Source organism: Pseudomonas sp. EL_65y_Pfl1_R83 (genome assembly GCF_963970695.1).
In the GTDB taxonomy this organism is placed as follows: Bacteria; Pseudomonadota; Gammaproteobacteria; order Pseudomonadales; family Pseudomonadaceae; genus Aquipseudomonas; species Aquipseudomonas tritici.
On sequence record NZ_CAXAQI010000016.1, the window covers coordinates 145,318 to 164,238 of the forward strand.

Annotated in this window: 18 protein-coding genes and 2 pseudogenes; 9 read left to right on the forward strand and 11 right to left on the reverse strand. The window is 60.5% G+C overall.

The window, feature by feature from the left end; all coding sequences use genetic code 11:
- Positions 1-209: 209 nt before the first annotated feature.
- The 5 genes from glyA to serC all read right to left on the reverse strand — a co-directional run bounded on the left by glyA (position 210) and on the right by serC (position 5,994).
- Positions 210-1,475 carry a serine hydroxymethyltransferase gene (gene glyA / locus AACY08_RS21695; protein WP_305394087.1) on the reverse strand — a complete coding sequence of 422 codons (1,266 nt, stop codon included), beginning with the start codon at positions 1,473-1,475 and terminating at the stop codon, positions 210-212.
- Positions 1,476-1,501: 26 nt separating this feature from the next.
- Positions 1,502-2,683, reverse strand: a complete 1,182-nt coding sequence (locus AACY08_RS21700) for an aspartate aminotransferase family protein (RefSeq protein ID WP_339471345.1) — start codon at positions 2,681-2,683, stop codon at positions 1,502-1,504.
- 29 nt (positions 2,684-2,712) lie between these two features.
- Entirely contained in the window at positions 2,713-3,552 is an 840-nt protein-coding gene (locus AACY08_RS21705) for a YggS family pyridoxal phosphate-dependent enzyme (RefSeq protein ID WP_339439585.1), read from the reverse strand.
- On the reverse strand, positions 3,552-4,784 hold the full coding sequence (locus AACY08_RS21710; RefSeq protein WP_339471346.1) for a benzoate/H(+) symporter BenE family transporter: 1,233 nt from the start codon (positions 4,782-4,784) through the stop codon (positions 3,552-3,554). The genes AACY08_RS21705 and AACY08_RS21710 overlap by 1 nt, the downstream gene beginning before the upstream one ends.
- Positions 4,785-4,911: 127 nt before the next feature.
- Entirely contained in the window at positions 4,912-5,994 is a 1,083-nt protein-coding gene (gene serC, locus AACY08_RS21715) for a 3-phosphoserine/phosphohydroxythreonine transaminase (RefSeq protein ID WP_339471347.1), read from the reverse strand.
- Positions 5,995-6,130: 136 nt separating this feature from the next.
- Here serC and pdxR point away from each other — a divergent pair, with 136 nt between their 5' ends.
- Positions 6,131-7,627: a MocR-like pyridoxine biosynthesis transcription factor PdxR gene (gene pdxR, locus AACY08_RS21720; RefSeq protein WP_339471348.1), complete on the forward strand. Its 1,497-nt coding sequence runs from the start codon at positions 6,131-6,133 to the stop codon at positions 7,625-7,627.
- Between the two features lie 10 nt (positions 7,628-7,637).
- On the opposite strand, the gene AACY08_RS21725 is transcribed toward pdxR, so the two are convergent.
- On the reverse strand, positions 7,638-8,936 hold the full coding sequence (locus tag AACY08_RS21725; protein WP_339427438.1) for a serine hydroxymethyltransferase: 1,299 nt from the start codon (positions 8,934-8,936) through the stop codon (positions 7,638-7,640).
- 239 nt (positions 8,937-9,175) lie between these two features.
- Between AACY08_RS21725 and AACY08_RS21730 the strand changes: the two genes are divergently transcribed.
- From AACY08_RS21730 to AACY08_RS21750, 5 genes are all read left to right on the forward strand, one after another.
- Positions 9,176-10,393 (forward strand): MFS transporter, encoded by a 1,218-nt coding sequence (locus AACY08_RS21730; RefSeq protein WP_339471349.1) that lies wholly within the window; start codon positions 9,176-9,178, stop codon positions 10,391-10,393.
- A gap of 155 nt (positions 10,394-10,548) precedes the next feature.
- Positions 10,549-11,511, forward strand: a complete 963-nt coding sequence (locus AACY08_RS21735) for an AurF N-oxygenase family protein (protein WP_339471350.1) — start codon at positions 10,549-10,551, stop codon at positions 11,509-11,511.
- On the forward strand, positions 11,508-12,560 hold the full coding sequence (locus AACY08_RS21740) for a 2Fe-2S iron-sulfur cluster-binding protein (protein ID WP_339471351.1): 1,053 nt from the start codon (positions 11,508-11,510) through the stop codon (positions 12,558-12,560). The genes AACY08_RS21735 and AACY08_RS21740 overlap by 4 nt, the downstream gene beginning before the upstream one ends.
- A 36-nt stretch (positions 12,561-12,596) precedes the next feature.
- A complete protein-coding gene (locus tag AACY08_RS21745; RefSeq protein ID WP_339471352.1) occupies positions 12,597-13,298 on the forward strand; it encodes a glutamine amidotransferase in 702 nt (233 codons plus the stop codon).
- Between the two features lie 70 nt (positions 13,299-13,368).
- Positions 13,369-13,725: an antibiotic biosynthesis monooxygenase family protein gene (locus AACY08_RS21750; RefSeq protein WP_065880860.1), complete on the forward strand. Its 357-nt coding sequence runs from the start codon at positions 13,369-13,371 to the stop codon at positions 13,723-13,725.
- A gap of 164 nt (positions 13,726-13,889) precedes the next feature.
- Here AACY08_RS21750 and AACY08_RS21755 read toward each other — a convergent pair whose 3' ends face one another.
- The 3 genes and pseudogenes from AACY08_RS21755 to AACY08_RS21765 all read right to left on the reverse strand — a co-directional run.
- Positions 13,890-14,132 carry a hypothetical protein gene (locus tag AACY08_RS21755; protein WP_065874196.1) on the reverse strand — a complete coding sequence of 81 codons (243 nt, stop codon included), beginning with the start codon at positions 14,130-14,132 and terminating at the stop codon, positions 13,890-13,892.
- Between the two features lie 12 nt (positions 14,133-14,144).
- Positions 14,145-14,624: a hypothetical protein gene (locus AACY08_RS21760; RefSeq protein ID WP_131699819.1), complete on the reverse strand. Its 480-nt coding sequence runs from the start codon at positions 14,622-14,624 to the stop codon at positions 14,145-14,147.
- A 55-nt stretch (positions 14,625-14,679) separates the two neighbouring features.
- A pseudogene (locus AACY08_RS21765) lies at positions 14,680-14,816 on the reverse strand (GNAT family N-acetyltransferase); the annotation flags it as partial.
- Between the two features lie 382 nt (positions 14,817-15,198).
- Between AACY08_RS21765 and AACY08_RS21770 the strand changes: the two are divergent.
- The 3 genes and pseudogenes from AACY08_RS21770 to AACY08_RS21780 form a co-directional block, all read left to right on the forward strand.
- Entirely contained in the window at positions 15,199-16,335 is a 1,137-nt protein-coding gene (locus AACY08_RS21770; protein WP_339471353.1) for a hypothetical protein, read from the forward strand.
- A 130-nt stretch (positions 16,336-16,465) separates the two neighbouring features.
- The gene (locus AACY08_RS21775) at positions 16,466-16,852 is read left to right on the forward strand and encodes a hypothetical protein (RefSeq protein WP_339416436.1); all 387 of its coding nucleotides are present in this window, start codon (positions 16,466-16,468) and stop codon (positions 16,850-16,852) included.
- 75 nt (positions 16,853-16,927) lie between these two features.
- Positions 16,928-17,657 (forward strand): annotated as a pseudogene (locus AACY08_RS21780) (IS3 family transposase); the annotation flags it as partial.
- Between the two features lie 255 nt (positions 17,658-17,912).
- Here the strand turns inward: AACY08_RS21780 and AACY08_RS21785 are convergent.
- Entirely contained in the window at positions 17,913-18,245 is a 333-nt protein-coding gene (locus AACY08_RS21785; RefSeq protein WP_339471354.1) for a hypothetical protein, read from the reverse strand.
- Positions 18,246-18,366: 121 nt separating this feature from the next.
- Complete coding sequence (locus AACY08_RS21790; protein WP_339471355.1) at positions 18,367-18,786, reverse strand: hypothetical protein; 420 nt, start codon at positions 18,784-18,786, stop codon at positions 18,367-18,369.
- Between the last annotated feature and the right edge of the window lie 135 nt (positions 18,787-18,921).

Sequence of the window (18,921 nt, forward strand, 5' to 3'; positions counted from 1 at the left end):
GCCCGGTGAGCCGTCAAATTGAGATCATTTTTTGGGAAGTACCACGCGCTGTGACTTTCGGGCTCACCGGGATCAATCTCCGGCAGATCATCACGACGCCCCCACTCCCCCAGATCGAACGCCTGATAAAGCTGGAAGCAGGGCTGCATGAGCGTCCTTTTCGGCAAAGAAGTGAATCAGGGGCCGTCCACGCGGCCCCCCAAACCCATTCAGCGATAAACCGGATAACGCCGGCACAGTGCGACAACCTGTTCGCGCACGTGGTGGCCGACCTTGTCACTGTCGCCATATTCCAGGGCGTCGAGTACGTCGCACAACCACCCTGCCACTTGCTCGCAGGCCTCGACACCGAAGCCCCGCGTCGTCACCGCCGGGCTGCCGATGCGCAAGCCGGAGGTCACGAAGGGTGAGCGTGGGTCATTCGGCACCGAGTTTTTATTCGCGGTGATGTAGGCGCTGCTCAATGCCGCATCGGCGTCCTTGCCGGTGTAGGGCTTGTCGGACAGGTCGATCAGCATCATGTGGTTGTCGGTTCCGCCCGAGACGATCTTGTAGCCGCGCTTTTGCAGCACCGCCGCCATGGCGCGGGCGTTGATCACCACTTGGGTCTGGTAGACGCGGAACTCGGGCGTCAGCGCTTCCTTGAACGCCACGGCCTTGGCTGCAATCTGGTGCATAAGCGGGCCGCCCTGCACGCCGGGAAACACTGCCGAATCGAGTTTCTTGTAGAAGGCTTCGTCCTGGCCCTTCGACAGAATCAAACCGCCCCGTGGGCCGCGCAGGGTTTTGTGCGTGGTGCTGGTGACCACATGCGCATGGGGCAGCGGGTCCGGGTATTCGCCGGCGGCGACCAGCCCGGCGACGTGGGCCATGTCGACCCAGAATATGGCGCCGACCTTGTCGGCGATGGTGCGCATGCGTGCCCAGTCCTTGTAGCGCGAGTACGCCGAGAAGCCGCCGATCAACATTTTCGGGCGCGTCTGCAGGGCAATTCGTTCCATCTCGTCGTAGTCGAGAAAACCGGTTTTCGGGTCCAGCCCGTAGGGCACGATCTTGTAATGCCGGCCCGAAAAGTTCGCCGGGTTACCGTGGGTCAGGTGGCCGCCCTGGGCCAGGTTCATGCCCATCACGGTGTCACCGGGGTTGATCAACGCGAGGAACACCGCCGCGTTGGCCTGCGCACCCGCGTGAGGCTGCACGTTGGCGTAGTCGCAGTTGAACAGGGTCTTGACCCGCTCAATCGCCAGCCGCTCGGCCACATCAACGTATTCACAACCACTGTAGTAGCGCTTGCCGGGATAGCCCTCGGCGTACTTGTTGGTGAGTACCGTGCTCTGGGTCTGCATGACCAGCGGACTGGCGTAGTTCTCCGACGCGATCAGCTCAATGTGGTCTTCCTGGCGATGCGCTTCGTTATGAATCGCCTCACGCAGTTCAGGGTCGAAAGCATCCAGGGTGAGCGTTGAGTCGTACATGGTGGGGGCGTCCTTGGTTAACAAATTCAAACAGCGGGCGACAGCAGGCGAATGACACGTGCGGCGATCTCGTCGATCTGTGTGTCATCGCAGATCAGTGCGGGCAACAGGCGCACGGTGGTGCCACGGGTGACGGTGATCAGCAGGCGTTGTTCTTCACGGGCGCGGTCGACCAGCTCGCCGCACGGGCGGTTGAGTTCGACGCCGACCATCAAGCCGATACCACGAATGGCCACCACCTCGGGATGGTTGCCCAGCGCCAGCTTGAGCGCGGCCAGCAGGCGTCGGCCGCTGGCCGCGGCGCGTTGTGGCAGGTGCTCACGCTGCATGATGTCCAGCACCGTGCACCCCACGCGGCAGGCCAGCGGGTTACCGCCAAACGTGGACGCATGGTGACCGGGGGAAAACAGCTCGGCGGCCTTGCCCCGCGCCAGGCATGCGCCTATCGGGTAGCCGTTGCCAAGTGCCTTGGCCAGGGTGATGACATCCGGCTCGATGCCCGCGTGTTGAAAGCCAAACCAGGCGCCGGTGCGGCCCATGCCGGTTTGCACTTCATCAATCATCATCAGCCAGTCGTGTTCATCGCACAGGGCGCGCAACCCTTGCAGGTAGCCCGCGAACGCCGCATGCACCCCACCCTCGCCCTGCACCGGTTCGACCAGCACTGCAACGATGTTGGGTGACCGCGCCGCGACCGCCCGAATCGCCTCGATGTCGTTGTACGGCACGCGCACAAAGCCGGGCATCAACGGTTCGAAACCGACGTGCACCGCCGGGTTGCCGGTGGCCGCCAGCGTGGCGAGGGTGCGCCCGTGGAAGCTGTTGTCCATCACCAGCACCTGCGGCTGGGCCACGCCTCGGGCATGGGCGTGCAACCGCGCCAGTTTCAGCGCGGCTTCATTGGCCTCGGCGCCGGAGTTGCAGAAAAACGCGCGCTCCATGCCGGACAACAGGCACAACCGCTCGCCCAGTTGCTCCTGCCACGGGATGCGAAACATGTTGGTGGTGTGCAGCAACTGCATGGACTGCTCGGCGATGGCGGCGGCAATTTCCGGGTTGGCGTGCCCCAGGCTCGTCACGGCCACACCGGCGATGGCATCCAGGTATTCAACGCCGTCGGTGTCCCACAGGCGGGCGCCCAGGCCTCGGCTGAACGAAACCGGCTGACGGGATGAGGTGTGCATCAGGTAAGCGGGTGCAGCGGACATTGCAGGCCTCCTATAAAGATCAATCAACGTTAAGGGGCGAGCGCCGGCAACTCGTCGTCGTTGCGCGGTCTGGCGTCGGCCGTGGGCCAGTAATAGGCATCGGGCATGGCGCGGGCACCGAAGATGGCTTGGCCGACGCGTACCACGGTTGCACCCTCTTCAATGGCAATTTCAAAGTCGCCCGACATGCCCATCGATAACTCCTGCAGCGACACGCCCTCGGGCACCTGCGCGAGCAAGCGGTCGCGCAATTCACGCAAGCGCACGAAGCAGGGGCGAACCCGCACCACGTCGGCGCAAAACAGCGCCAGGGTCATCAGCCCGCGAACCCGCAACGCTGGGAATGCCGGCAGCGCCGCGATGAACGCCGCCACATCCTCGGGAGCCAGGCCGTACTTGCTGGCTTCGCCCGAGGTGTTGACCTGCACGAACACATCCATCTGCCGACCTTCGAGCTGCAGGCGATGGTTCAGCACTTCGGCCACGCGCAGGCTGTCGAGCGCCTGGAATTCGCTGGCAAAACGCGCAACCTGCTTGGCCTTGTTGGTTTGCAGGTGGCCGATGACTGACCATTGCAGGTCGTGCAGGTCGCTCATGGCTTGCGCCTTGCGCTGGGCCTCCTGCACCTTGTTTTCGCCGAGCAGGCGGCAACCGGCGGCATAGGCCATGCGCAGATGGGCTTCGTCGAAGGTCTTGCTGACCGGCAGCAACCGCACGGTGGCCGGGTCACGCCCGACACGGTGGCAAGCATCGATGATGCGTTGCTGCACAGCGGCAAGGTTGCGACGAAAGTCCTCGACGCTGACCGCCTGCGGATAGCGACCATGGTCGGCGTGGAGCGTGGTGAGGTGTTCGGCTTGCCCAGTCATCAGTGGGTCGCTCCCTTGGTGGTCACCGCAGTGGTTTTTTCACGACGTGGCAGTTGTCCATTGAGTACCGCATACGCCGCGAGGCCGATGAGCAAGCCCCAGAACGCGCCGCCAATGCCAAGCAAGGTGATGTTGGCGGCGCACGCCAGAAAGGTGATCAGCGAGGCTTCACGGGATTTGACGTCCGCCATTGCATTGGCCAGGCTGCCGCCGATGGTGCCGAGCAGCGCCAGCCCGGCCAGGGTGGTAATGAACGTCGCCGGAAAGGCCATGAACACCGCCGCCAGGGTTACGCCAAAAATCCCCACCAGGATGTAGAACACCCCTGCCGCTACCCCGGCGATCCAGCGTTTGGAAGGGTCTTCGGACGCTTCCTTGCCGGTGCAGATCGCCGCCGTGATTGCCGCGATATTGAACGCATGGGAGCCGAACGGCGCCATCAGCAGCGAACCCAGCCCGGTCACGCTGAGAATCGGGTTGGCGCTGGTCTTGAAGCCGTCATTGCGCAGCACCAGCATGCCCGGCATGTACTGCCCTGTGAGGGTGATCAGAAACAGCGGCAACGCCACGCTCAGCAACGCATTGAGCGAGAACTCGGGCCGCGTGAATACCGGTGTGGCGAACTCCAGCGCCAGTCCGGAAAAATCCACTCGCCCCTGCATCAGCAAAAAGCCCAGCCCCAGCACCAGAATGCCGACCACCGCGTAGCGTGCGCTCAAGCGTTTGAACACGATGTAGGCGCCGATCAGCAGCCCCACCAACAGCGGGTCGACCGTCATGCTCGCGAATGCACCGATGCCGAACTGCAAGAGAATGCCGCCCAGCAGGCCCGCCGCAACGCCAGGCGGGATCAGGCGCACAGCCCTTTCAAAATAGCCGGATACACCCAGCAGCACGAACGCCGCCGCTGAAATCAAATACGCACCAATCGCCTCGGCGTAGGGCGTGGTCGCCAGGGCAACGATCAAGAACGCCGCCGCCGGGGTCGACCAGGCGGTGATGATCGGCTCGCGGCTCACCCAACTGAGGAACAACCCGGTCACACCGACGCCAATCGACACCGACCAGACCCACGACGCCGTCAGCTCAGGGCTGAGGCCGGCAACCTTGGCGGCCTGGAACACCAGAATGAAGGTGCCGCCGTAATTGACGATCACCGAAATCAGCCCGGCAACCACCGGGTGCAGCACATCCCGCAGACGCAGGGACGACTGGGATTGAGTAGAGGGCATAAGTCTTGGCTCCTTGCTGGACAATGGATCAGGCCGTGGCCAGGCGGTCATTTATAGCCGTTGAATGGTGGGGTTTGCCCCTACGCTTGCGCGCGGCAGACCAGACCACTTTTTCGCGCAGGGGCGGTTACCCATGTGCGCGTGCGAAGTCAGCCATAAAGTCAGTCAGCGCCTCGACTGCGGTTAACGAGACGGCGTTGTAGAGGCTGGCGCGCAGGCCGCCGACACTGGCGTGGCCTTTCAAGCCGTTAAGGCCGGCGTCTTCGGCGCGGCGCAGGAAGGTCTTCTCCAGCGTCGAATCCGCCAGCACGAACGGCACGTTGTTGATCGAGCGGTACGCCGGCTGCACCCGATTGCGGTAGAAACCGCCGCTCTCGTCAATGACGCGATAGAGCCGGCGTGCCTTGGTCTGGTTACGCTCATGCAAGGCCGGCAGACCGCCGTTGTGCTTGATCCACTTGAGCGTCAGGCCGGTGAGGTACCAGGGAAACGTCGCCGGGGTATTGAGCATCGACTGCGCATCGCTGATGTGGGCGTAGTTGAGAATGTCCGGAGTGAAGGCATGGGAGCGTTCCAGTAATGCGGGGTCGACGATGACCACCGTCAACCCGGCCACCCCCATGTTTTTCTGGGCGGCGGCATACACCAGGTCATGCCGGGCGACGTCCATCGGCTTGGACAAAAGGCTTGAACAGGCATCACACACCAGCGGCGCGGCGCTGTTGGGCGGGGCGATGAATTGCACGCCGTGGACCGTCTCATTCTCGGTGTAATGCAGGTAGGCGGCGTCAGGATTGAGGTGCCAGCTCGCTGCGTCAGGCACGCGGTCGAAGCCGGTTGCGCGGGCACTGGCCGCGATTCGCACATCGCAATAACGCCGCGCCGCTTCAATCGCCTTACCCGACCAGAGGCCGGTGTGCAGGTAGTCCGCCGTGCCTTTGTCGCCCAACAGGTTCATCGGCACCTGGGCGAACTGCAGCGAGGCGCCGCCTTGCAAAAACAGCACTTTGTACGCGTCCGGCACGCCGAGAATGTTGCGCAGGTCCTGCTCCGCCTGGCGGGCCACGTCCATGAACACGCGGGAGCGATGGCTGATCTCCATCACCGACATACCGGTGCCGGCAAAATCAAAAAATTCTTCGTGTGCCTGGGTGAGCACTTCCAGCGGCACCGCCGTGGGGCCGGCGCTGAAGTTGTGGGATCTGGCCATCGTCGCGTAACTCCTGTTCAAGAACACTCGCATCGTGCGGGCTCGCCACGCGCCGGGGCCGGGCTGGCGAGGGCTGGATTCTACGGATAGACTGGCCTGCCATTACAGGCCAATTCCAAAGGACGGAGCAGACCGCATGGCAAAAACCTTCGAGCTCGAAACCCTGAAAATGCGCCTCAACGACGTGGAGTTTCAACTGCTGGACTTGCACCAGCGCATCCAGCGGGCGTTGCGCGCACTGATCCTCGACGGCGCCCTCGGCCCCGGCCTGAAACTGCCTGCCACACGGGTGTTGGCAAAGTCGCTGGGGTGCGCCCGCGACACCGTCGAGAACGCCTACGTACAGTTGCATCGGGACGGGTTTATCGTGCGCCGCGAGGGTGCCGGCAGTTACGTCTGCGACACGGTCGGCGTCGAATTGCGCGGCGCCACACGCCGGCGCATCAAGGCCCAGGAAGTGCGCAGCAACGCCGCCGCACCCGGCGCCGAGCTGAGCCAGCGCGGGCGGATGATCTTCGAAACGGGCGGCGTCAGCGACCAGCAAGTCATCAAGGCCTTCGCCACCGGTTTGCCGGAAACCCGCAGTTTCCCCACGGATGTCTGGGAACGCCTGCAACGCCAGGTGATGAAGGACTATCGCGCCAACGTGCTCTTGCACGGCGACCCTCAAGGCGCCGAGCCGCTGCGCAAGGCGATTGCCACCTACCTGAACCTAGAGCGCGGGGCCAAGTGTTCGCCCGATCAGGTGCTGGTGCTGAGCAGCACGCGCCAGGCCTTGTACCTCTGCGCGCAGTTGCTGGTGGATGCCGGCAAGCCGATCTTGCTCGAAAACCCTGGCTATTACGGCGCACGCAAAGCCTTCGAGATCGCTGAAGCCAAGGTGCTGCCCATCGATGTCGATGAACGCGGCATCCGCACCGACCTGCTGTACGCCGACCGCAGCGGCGCCAACTGCGTGTACGTCACACCGTCGCACCAATACCCCACCGGCGTGACGCTGCCGCTGGAACGGCGCCTTGAGTTGATCAACTGGGCGGCAGAAAAAGGCAAGTGGCTGATCGAGGACGACTACGACAGCGAGTTCCATTACGACGGACAACCCACCGCCTGCGTGCAGGGCCTGGACAAGTATCAGCGCACGCTCTACATCGGCACGTTCAGCAAGACGCTCTACCCCGGCTTGCGCATGGGCTACATGGTGCTGCCCCACGAACTGGTCAAGCCCTTTGCCTACGCGCGCAGCATGATGGACGGGCATACGCCGCAAGTGCTGCAACTGACCCTGGCGCGGTTTATGGAAGACGGTCATTACAACGCCCACGTGCGGGCCATGCGCAAGCTGTATGCCGGGCGACGCTCGATCATGCATGACGCCATTGGCAAGTACCTGGGCGAGGTCGTCACCGCCCAGTTGCCACCGGGCGGCTTGCAGATTCCGTGTCTGTTGAAGGCGGGCTGGAGCGAAGAAAAAACCATCCGCCAGGCGGCCACCGCCGGCGTGCAATTGTCCGGACTCAGCAAGCTGTACGCAGGCGAACCGCAGCAATACGGCTGGCTGCTGGGCTACTCGTCGTTGACCGCGTATGAAATCGAAGCCGCCATGCTGCGCCTGGCCAATGCGCTGAAAATCTAGAGGCAGCCGCTCAGTAAGGCAGCTTGAAACGCTTGGTCAGTTCGCCGATGCCTTCGCGAATCGAGCGCTCGGTGCGGCTGTCGAGGGCGCCGCTGCGCACGCCGCCGAGCATGGCGAGGATCATGTCGCCGATCTCGCGAAATTCATCCACGCCCATGCCCCGCGACGTGCAGGCCGCGCTGCCGATGCGAATGCCGGAGGTGACACTGGGTTTGACCTCGTCGCCCGGCACGATATTTTTGTTCACGGTAATCCCGATCGCTTCCAGCGCCTGTTCGGCGACATTGCCGACCAGGCCCCACGGCCGCAGGTCAATCACGCCAAGGTGACAGTCGGTGCCGCCCGAGACCACCGACAACCCGCCTTCGGCCAAGCGCCCGCACAAGGCCTGGGCGTTCGCAATCACCGCATGCGCGTAGGTGCTGAACGCCGGTTGCAAGGCTTCGCCGAGCGCCACGGCCTTGGCCGCCAGTGTGTGCATCAGCGGCGCGCCTTGCAGGCCGGGAAACACCGCCGCATTGATTTTCTGCGCAATGCCCGGCTCGTTGCACAAGATCATCCCGCCGCGCGGCCCGCGCAGTGTGGTGTGGGTGCTGATGGTGGTGACGTGGGCGAACGGCACCGGCGACGGGTACGCTCCGCCCGCTACCAGTCCGGCGACGTGGGCAATGTCGGCCATCAGGAAGGCCCCCACTTCGTCGGCAATTGCGCGAAAGCGCGCGAAGTCCAGCGCCCGTGAATAGGCCGAAGCGCCGACGATGATCAATCGCGGGCGTTCCTGGCGGGCCATCTGCTCGACCTGGTCCATGTCGACCCGATGGGTCAGCGGATCCACGCCATAACTGAGGGCCTGAAACCAGCGCCCGGACATATTGAACGCCGCGCCGTGGGACAGGTGCCCGCCGGACTTGAGGTCCAGGCCGAGGATCTTGTCGCCCGGTGCCAGCAGCGCCAGAAACACCGCCTGATTGGCCTGGCTGCCCGAGTGGGGTTGCAGGTTGGCGTAGGCACAGTTGAACAACCGCCGGGCGCGCTCGTTGGCCAGCTCTTCTACCGCGTCGACGTTGCAGCAGCCGGCGTAATAACGGCGCCCCGGATACCCTTCGGCATGCTTGTTGGTGAGCACCGAGCCCTGGGCTTCAAGCACTGCACGGCTGACAAAATTCTCGGCAGCAATCAGCTCGATTGACTGCATCTGGCGTTGGCGCTCGGCGTCGATGGCACGCCACACATCCCCGTCCGCCTGGGCCAGTGCGACGCCACTGAGCACCGGCAGCGCGTGCCCGTCTCGATAAGCGAAATGCGGCATGGTCACTCCCTGTGAAAACGTCGATTGGCAAACGGCGTCTACCCTAGCGGCCCACGGCCCGCGTCGGTATACCAGTTTGCGCCAGCGTTGCAGACCACTGCGCGGCGCGGCGCCACGGCGCTAGGCCAGTAGCGCTGCAAAGTGGTCTGGTGAACCTCTGAACATTGGACTATCCCGCAAGACCAACACCTCACTAAGCTCTGCGCCGGTTTTGTCACCCCCATTCCCCAGGTTCTGCCATGACGTCTTTTCGTATCGGACTGCTGCCGCAGGTCGCAGCCGCGCACTTTGTCAGTCATCTGCACATCATGGTGCTGGCGGCGTTGTTTCCCCTCCTCCCGGCTTTTTTCGACGTCGATTACGTGCAGTTGGGCCTGGCCCTGAGCCTGTTCAACATCGTCACCGCGCTGGTGCAGGCGCCGATGGGATTTGCCGTGGACCGCTTCGGCGCACGCCGCCTGCTGCTAGCCGCGCTGGCAGTGGGCAGTGGCAGTTTCCTGTTGATTGCACTCGTGCCCAGCTACCTTTGCTTGCTGATCGGCATGGCGCTGGCCGGCGTCGCCAACGCGGTTTACCACCCGGCCGACTATGCCCTGCTGTCCCGCCATATTGACCCTGCCCACATTGGCAAAGCGTTCTCCGTGCACACCTTCGCCGGCTTCCTCGGCGCCGCCGTGGCCCCGGTGTTTTTGTTGAGCATCGCCGTGGCGAGCACGCCGGCCATGGCGTTTGCCGCCGCCGCAGGCGTAGGGTTTGTCGCGCTGGCGGTGTTGTCGATACCTGGCGCGGCACGGGCCCAAGTCAATTATGTGTCGCCAGCGGCCGACCCGGCGCCCCTCGACACGCGTCGGCGCTCGTTGCTTTCGCCCTTGGTGCTGAGCCTGACGTTGTTGTTCGTGCTGCTGAACCTGAGCACCGGCGCAATTGAAAAATTCTCGGTCGCGGCCCTTATGCAAGGCCAGGGCGTGGCCTTGACCTGGGCCAACTCGGCACTCACCGCGTTCCTGTTTGCCAGCGCCTTTGGCGTGCTGGCAGGCGGTGCACTGGCCGACCGCACCCGCCGCCATGGCGTGGTGGCCGCCAGCGCGTTTGCCCTGGCCAGCGGGTTGATACTGTTGGTCGCCACGGCGCACTTGAGCGAGCTGGCACTGCTGCTGGTACTCGGTGTAGCGGGTTTCCTGACCGGGGTGATCGCGCCGTCCCGCGACATGCTGGTGCGCGCAGCGTCGCCGAAAGGCGCCGAAGGCAAGACCTTCGGCATTGTCTCCACCGGCTTCAATATCGGCGGCACCCTCGGCCCGGTCGGGTTCGCCTGGCTACTCGACCAAGGCCACCCCAACTCGATTTTCTGGGCCAGTGCTGCCTTTATGGGCCTGACGGTCGCGCTGACCCTGATGCAGGAACGGCACTTGGCCAAAACCCGGAAAATGCCCGCATCACACCCGCAATTCAGCTGACCTGGAGCAATATCCCCGGCGTTTTTTTTGCCGCAGACTTGAAGGGCAACGTCCCGCATTTATTACGCAGCAACCCCCTTGTGGGCCCCGTCATGTTTGCACAGGACTGCGCGGTTAACCCGAACACCAATAGTTGTTTTCCTTGGAGTTAAAACATGGACCGTTTGAATTGTGGTACCGATGACGTGGTAAAAAACATGCTCGCCAAGTTGTCCGGGCTCTGGAAAACTCGCGCTGCCGTGAACAATCCGCAACCGGATTACTGGGGCCTGGCCTTTGACCCGAAGAAGCAGGATTTCAGCCTGTCGCTGCTGCCGTTCCGTCATCACCAGGCCTGGCTCGAAGCGCCCCAGGACCTGCAATCCAAGTGCCTGTCCTACGCGTGGGGCATCTACAACCTCAAGACGATCTACATCGAGTGCGACGTGGTGGTGCCCGCCTGCGAGGACATCATCAAGACCCCGCCACACAGCCACAATCGCGCCCTGCTGCAGGACGTGATGTCCCAGGCACTGCTGGACGAAGCCCTGCACACGCGTATGTCGATCATGGCCTGCAACTACATCTACGATATGCGCAAACTGACCCCGCTGGATTTCAGCGCGTTCAACCTAGTGACCTGGCGCGAAGCCCTGCTGGCCAACTGCACGGCCGAATGGGAGCGCCGCCTGACCCGTTTTGGTGTGGCGTGCGCGAGTGAAACGCTGATCACCGATTACCTCAAGACCATGGCCGAAGACACCAGCATCCAGGCGGTGTGCCACGAGGTCACACGCACCCACGCCATCGATGAATGGAGCCATTCCAGCGTGTTCAGTTTTGTCGCCTCCGACATCGTTCATGGCCTGAGTCGCACCGAGCGCGAGTACCTGCGCTCAATCATCCTGCGCACCGTGCAGATGTTCGCCAACAACGAAATGGGCGCATGGGCCAAGGTGTTCTCGATACTGCAGATGCCGCATGCCAGCGAGATCCTGCATGACGTGGGCGACAACAACGAAATCAGCGTATACACCGACTCGCTCCAGGCCCTGATCGACCGTATCGGCCTGACCGGCAAAGGCCTGAGCAGCGCCGAACACGCCATCGAAACTTTGAGCGAGAAGGCCCGCGCATGAACGCCATGACCCCACTGCAGGCCCGTTGCGAACGCGTGACCATTGAAACCGCTGCGATCAACGTCTTCAGCCTGCGCGCCGTGGGCGCCCACGCCGAGTTCCTCGACCGCCTGGAACCCGGCAAGCACGTGGCGCTGCGCTTTCCGGACGCTACGGGCACGCCCCAGCAACGGCTGTATTCGATCACTCGCAGGCAAGGCCCCGACGGGTTCGAGATTGCGGTCAAGCGCGAAGGCCATGGCGGGGTCTCGGACCAGTTGCACGCTACCTTGCAGGAGGGTTCGCAGGTCGCGGTGGAGTTTGTGGCCGGGGACATCAGCCTGGGGTCGATCATCGGCTGCAAGCACGTCGGCATGCTCGCTGGCGGCATCGGCATCACCTTGCCAATCGCCTTGCTGCGCGGCCTGCTGGAACGCGCACGACGTGGCCTGGCGGTGCCCGAGGTAAGCCTGCTGTTGTGTGTGCCGACGGTGGCCGACATTCCCTTCCTGCATGAGTTGCTGGACCTGGAACTGAACACCCGCTGGTTTTCGCTGCATGTCTTCATTACCCGCGAAGCTGCACGCAGCAACGGCCATTTCAGGGCCGGCCGCCCCACCGCCGCCGACCTGAACCTGCTGGGTAACCCGGACACGTTGGTGATCTGCGGCAGTCAACGTTTTGCCCAAGGCTTGCGCGACCAAACGCTGGCGCTGTTTCCGGACAGCCAATTGCTGATCGAATCCTTCTCCCCGCCGGTCAGGGCCGCGCAGGCGCAACCTGCGACCAGCGATGCGCTGCGCCTGCACATCAGCCACACCGACGAGTTGCTGGAACTGCCCGCCGGCAAGAGCCTGCTGGAGATGCTCGAATCCAGCGGCATTGCAGTGCGCAGCCTGTGCCGCGCCGGGATCTGCGGCCACTGTCGGATCAAATTGTCCGAGGGCGAATACACCCTCGAGCCCGACTTTTGCCTGACCGATAAGGACAAGGGAGAAGGCTTTGCGTTGGCCTGCTGCACCTTCCCGCAATCGGGGACGATCAAGGTCGACCTCAACCCCACTGCATAAACCGTCACGCCCTTATTTCAACCGCTGAGTGTTTCCATGAAAACTGCTATTGCACTGCGCCACATTCATTTTGAAGACGTGGGCACCTTGGATGTGGTGCTGGCCGATGAAGGCTACACCCTGATTTACCTCGACCCCACCGTGGACACCATCTATAGGGAGCAGGTGCTGCAGGCCGACTTGCTGATTGTGCTCGGCGGCCCGATTGGCGCGTATGACGAGGACCTGTACCCGTTTCTGCACGACGAACTGGAGCTGGTGCGCCAGCGCGTGGCGTCCGGCAAACCGTTGTTGGGCATCTGCCTGGGCGCACAGCTGATCGCCCGCGCCATGCACGCCAAGGTCTACCCGTTGGGCGTCAAGGAGATCGGTTTTTCCGCGTTGACCTTGACTCCGGCCGGCCAGGACTCACCGCTCGCCGCGCTGATGGACACGCCCGTGTTGCACTGGCACGGCGACCAGTTCGATGTGCCCGACGGTGCCGTATTGCTGGCCAGCACACCAGTGGGCGCCCACCAGGCGTTTGCCGTGGGCCGCACGATTCTGGGCCTGCAGTTTCATCTCGAAGCCAACACCACCCACATCGAACAGTGGCTGGTTGGCCACGCCAGCGAACTCGCCCACGCCGGCATCGACCTCGTCGCACTGCGCGCCACGGCCGCTGGCCTGGGCGATCGCCTGACCCACGCTGCTGGCAACGTGATGCGCGCCTGGCTAAACAACCTGGGCCCCCGTTAACCCACTGACGGCGGGCAACCGCCGCGGTTTAAAACCACCTGAAAAAACCGTCAAGGATGAGGAGTCAATCATGATCGTCGTGTTATTCGAATTGCAGGCACTACCGGGCCAGGGCGAGACCTACGTGGACCTGGTCAATAAGCTGACCCCGTTGCTGGAACCCATGGACGGGTTTATCTCCGTCGAGTGTTTTCAGAGCACGCTGAACCCCAAGAAGGTGATGTCGGTGACCACCTGGCGCGATGAGGAAGCCGTGGTGCAGTGGCGCAACGTCACCGCGCACCTGTCTGCACAACGCGCCGGGCGCGACAAGATCTTCGACGATTACCGCGTTCGCGTGACTTCGGTCATTCGTGATTACGGCCTGCGGGATCGTGAGCAAGCGCCGTATAACGTCGTTGTTGATGGAGCACACGCCACGGCGTAACGCCATGCTGATCGTTCCCACGCGGTGCTTGGGAACGATCATGGGTTGGGCGCTGGAGGGCTGTCGCCGAGAGAGCGCTGCCGTAAGCATCACAACAAATGTTTGCGCCGCTGCTTCCTGTATGACAGGCATTGGAGCACTAAACCGCGGAGCCCCTGCCACCTTCAACCCATCTGCTCGAACCGCCGCCGCTTTAGGAACAACCCCACCCCCAGTGCAACGGCAAAGATCGACAGCAACCCCAGGTCAAATCCAAGCAAGCGGATGTGGCTCGCCGCAACGCAGCCGACCGCCCCCATCGCCACCAGCAGTACCCCTAACCACTTGCGAAGCGGGTACGACTTAAGAAACCGATCGAGCAGAAAGAACAGCACCAGAGCAGCGACCAGTTGGGTAATGTCAGACATGGGTTTCTCCCGTCAGGTCTTGATGATCAGTGTCGAGGCGGTACGTTGCGGGCCGATACCGCCGTTCACCTGCGCCTCGATGCTCACCAGTATGTCGCCTGCATGATAGGTGGGCAGGGTTTCATTCACGTACATGCGCACACCGGCGCCGACGGGGGCCCCCACGTAGGGGGAGGCAACGTAAGAGGTGACGCCCGCGAAGGCCGAGGCCGCCAAGTTGGCGATTCTGGTGCGCTGGGCGTTGAGCACATCGCCCTGCTGCCGAGTCAGCGGCTTGGAGATGCCGATCATCATCAGGCACGGCAGGTTCTTGGCCAGCATCTTGTCGTACACCTCGACGACCTTGCGGTTGACCTCGTAGTGCGCGCTCTTCGCCTCACCAAAATGCAGCTCGCGCAGCCGCCCGCGTTCGCTGTCGGTGAGGGTGATCTGCGAGACGTTGAACACGATCCCGTGATTGCCCATGTATTGGAAAGTCCCTTCGAACTTCATCGCACGCATCCTTTCGAGCCAAAGGCGGGGATTGTCTAGAAGGAGGGCGCTGGATTCAAATCATTTCACCTGGCTGGCAAGGTGCACAGCGCGGCGTAAGGTGCTGACGGTCATAATAATTGTCGAATTCACTGCTTTCGACGAAAACGAAGCCATGGCGGGTGTAAAACGGTTCGAGGCACTTTCTTTGAGGGGCCAATCATTTCGTAAAGTATCCTCCATGCTTGGCGGGAGCCCGATATAACTATCGGGCACTCGCTGTAATTTCATTTAACAATGATGCCTTCACAGAATCCTCGAAAACTTTGCTTCGACTTCCCTCTAAATTTGGCAACCTGCATTGAAAATATAGGGGTTCGCGTCTTGCTTCACCCCGCTAGAAATAAAATGCAATAACCCCCGCATTCTCGCGCTGCCAATCCACGACTTATCTTTCGCCCTCCTATCAATGGATGCAGGCCGCTAGGCTTCCCCTATCAGGACGATAATCGATGCGCTTGATTCACTGGCACGACCGCGAGCGTTTAGGAATAACCTTCAAACAAATCGAGTCGCCTTTTTTGCGGCCTCCGACGTGAGAAGCGCATTTGAGGGACGGTCATTCTCAACCATCAGCGGGCTTGATGTCCGCACGTTCGGTAGAGCCTGGGGCCAGCAAGAGATTCTGGACGCGGTTGAAAGTGGTCATCTGTTATTGGTGACTAACGCGCCCTTCAGCCCACTGAGCAACGACACCTCCGGTAAGTACTCATTCATCACCGACAAAGGCTGGGCAGGTCGCTTCCATAAGCGCCGATCAACCGAACCGACGCCTCTACCGGTCAGCAAGCCAATGCGTACTAGCCCTCAGCCCCAAGAGCCGGGCTTTTACGTCGTACCGGAGAGCACAACGGCCGACGCGTTGAAAAAGACCCTTTTCCAGTCACCCAGCCCCGCAGTGCTGGATAAATTCCAATCGCTGAACCCCAATCTCAGCGAAGTCAAAGCCGGCTCGATGATCGTGCTCAGCGACCCGAACAACTTCCAATGCACCCGCGAAGAAAGCAGGCTGATGGAAGCAGCAGCGCACACCAATGAATCCCTGGCCCCACTTAGCGCGGACGAGGCGAACTTCATGATGCGCCACCGTGAGGAAATCCAAAGTTTCCTGGCCCTCGGGTCAACTGCCATTGGCGTAGGCGAAGCCATGTTTGCCCGAAATCTGGACGACCTCAAAAACGTCCTACAGGAAATCGAGGCGCTGCATCAGCGGGCGTTCCTCAAGGATGGGCATTTACGATCACCTGAGTTTTTCAGTGAACGCAAACGCCTGCTCGCCCAGCTCGATACCCACCTGACATCCTTTGTGCGTAAAGGCACAGGCCTGCCTGATCATCCGAACCTGAAATTTGCATTAGGCATTTCAAGTCGAAGCCTCGTGCATCGCTGGACGCAGGCAGGGACACCTGGGCAGATCCCAGGGTATGCCACCCACATTAAAGGGATATCCAGAGCAGCTAAAGCCATCAAGTATGGCGGCTGGATCGGCATGGCTGTAGGCGCGGGAGCGTCCGCTCTGAAGGTTCAGAATGTCTGTTCGGCTGGTAATAAGGGGGCATGCGAGAAGGTCAAATACACTGAAACAGGCAGTTATATCGGCACGGTTGCCGGAGGCGCCGCAGCGGGAGCGTTTTTAACAGGCTCCGTGGTCAGCGCCTATGCGTTGCGCTAGGCGTGCCGACTGTGGGAGCCGCGACCTTGGCATGCGGCATTGTGGTGGTGGGAGCCGGATCTTTTGCTGGGGGAACTGTTGTGGGCACCGCAAGTGAGAAATTTGGCGAAGTCATTTATGAGAAGACCAAATGACCGCTACCGAAACCCTTTTTGGATACCTGTCTGGCGGCGTTGTGCTGGGTATTATTGCTTGGATAGGGTTCGCACTGCATATGGCTTATACCCAGATGGATTTAATGCTGAATCACTTGACTAAATGCCCCGCGGTTCTGGCTAGAGCCCCGCTCAAAGATGGCGGCCCCTGGGGCAAACTGCTGCTCGTGGGTGGGCTTTCTGGGATCGTCACCTTTCCAAACGGTCTTCTCAAAAGAGGTCAGTTAAACGCGGAAGATTTGAGAACCTTCCCAGCACCACTTAAGCGAAAGCTGGCAATCCTGCAGTGGAGTGTCATAGGGCTTTTGAGCTTTGCTCTTCTGCTGTGGACCGTTGGCAAAGTAGTGGGTTGGCACGGCTAAAGTCCGGGTTGTGTAGTGATCTAATTTCCCCGGACACCCCGATAGGTGGAAAATGCACCTATTGAGGAGTTCTCCATGACCGGCAAACGCAAAGTATTCGACGACAGCTTCAAGCTGGAAGTTGTAAAGATGATCAAGGACCAAGGCCTGAGTGTTTCACAGGTTTGTCGTGATCTTGATATTGGTGATACGGCCGTTCGACGCCGGGTACAACAGTATGAGGCCGAGAAGTTGGGGCAAGCCGGGATCGGCAAGCCACTGACCTCTGAGCAACAGCGTATTCGCCAGTTGGAGCAAGAAAACCGTCAGCTCAAGATGGATAACGATGTATTAAAAAAAGCCACCGCCTTCTTTGCCCGCGAGCTGAAGTAACGTACCGCTTGGTTCGGCAGCTGCAACAGAAGGCTTATTCGGTGGCGTATGTGTGCCGTTTGTTGGGGGTTAGTCGATCCGCCTTCTACGAGGCCAACAAGCGCGCTGAGGCTCCTGCATCGATCTGCCCCGTTGCTCTGCAACTCAAGGCGTCGTTTGCTGAAAGTGGCGGCGTTATGGCAGTCGCCCATTGCGTAAAGCGTTAAGCGCAAAGGGTATGGAAGTAGGCATTTACAAGATTCGCCGCATGATGCGCGTCAACGGCCTGCGTTCGGCCTGGAAGCGTAAATTTGTGCACACCACCGACAGCAAACATGACCTGCCGATTGCTGAAAATGTATTGAACCGCCAATTTGAACCCGAGGCGGCGAACAAGGCCTGGGTAGCAGATATTACCTACATCCGAACCCGTAGTGGCTGGTTGTATCTGGCTGGAACTAATTGGGGGTCAGACCCCATTTACCCCGCCCTAACCGCCAACAACTCAGGGAAAAGGCCAGTCAATAGAAACAGAGATATTTCTGCCTTGAGATTGTCGATGTCGTGGGAAATAGGGGTCAGACCACCATTCTCATTTTTTTAAAGAGCAATGTTGCTGACCTTTGTAAAAACGTGGTCTGACCCCGATTTCTCCGATACGAGACTTTTACAGATAAATCAACATCAGCACGACAATACCAATGTGATACTACCTCAAGAACATATCGATATCGTCTAGAGCATCCGCAATTTGCCCTGAGATGATGTTGTCATCTAGATGTTCACGAAGAGCAATGAGTACTTTTTCTTTATCAAGCTGGCGGTGAATCCTTGCTATATGTCCAAGACAAGTTGCTGCAAGCCCTCTAACATCAGGGCTTTCGTTGCTGAGGAATTCTAAGCATTTATTCTGTGCCCATCTCCAATCAGAATCATTTAAAGCAACGGAGACAAGTTCCTCACAAATGCTCTTAACATCCCTCGAAGCAAAAGCTTTTTCTAAAGTTTGCTTATTATAAGGTTGGAAATCTTGATAGTTCATTATCGCTTCCCACCAGTAAGAATATTACCTTTACGATCAGCCATACCTGCCTGTTGCAGGGCTTTTTGCATGTCTGGATGCAAATCACTCCAAGAGCGGACATGGCCGTGATAAGTCGTATCTAGCGTTTTGTCAAAAACAACAAAATCTTTAGAATCGTAGTCAATTCCGACTCGGCGAGGGGATGTCGGTTTAACTTGAATCGAAAATCTAGCGCTTCTTGACCATTAACCGGAGCACGACTCTTAACTGCATTATCGACTTTCCCGTGGTAGGGAGCAGCTTCATAGTCCAATCGGCGCATGGCGCCTGCACTTTCACCGGCAGCTCCTGTCGCTTTTGCACCACTTCCACTTGCCGACCCCACACCCGCCGACGGCTTCGGAGCACCACCACCTCCGAGCACAGCGTAGGCCGCCATGTTAATACCATCCCCTATCGTCTTTTTCAATGCGGCTTCTAGCCACTCACACTTGCCCCCGCAATTGTCGATGATCTCTGCATAAAATTCGGCAGACTGTTCGTAGGCTCCACCGACCATAACGTCGTGGGTCTTGAGCTTCGGAACTAATTGGGGTCAGACCCCATTTACCTCTTTAATCAGGAGGCCTCGCCCCGCGTGAACCGTTACAGCCCGGACATTCGAGCCTCGAAACTAATTTAAACTAATTGGGGG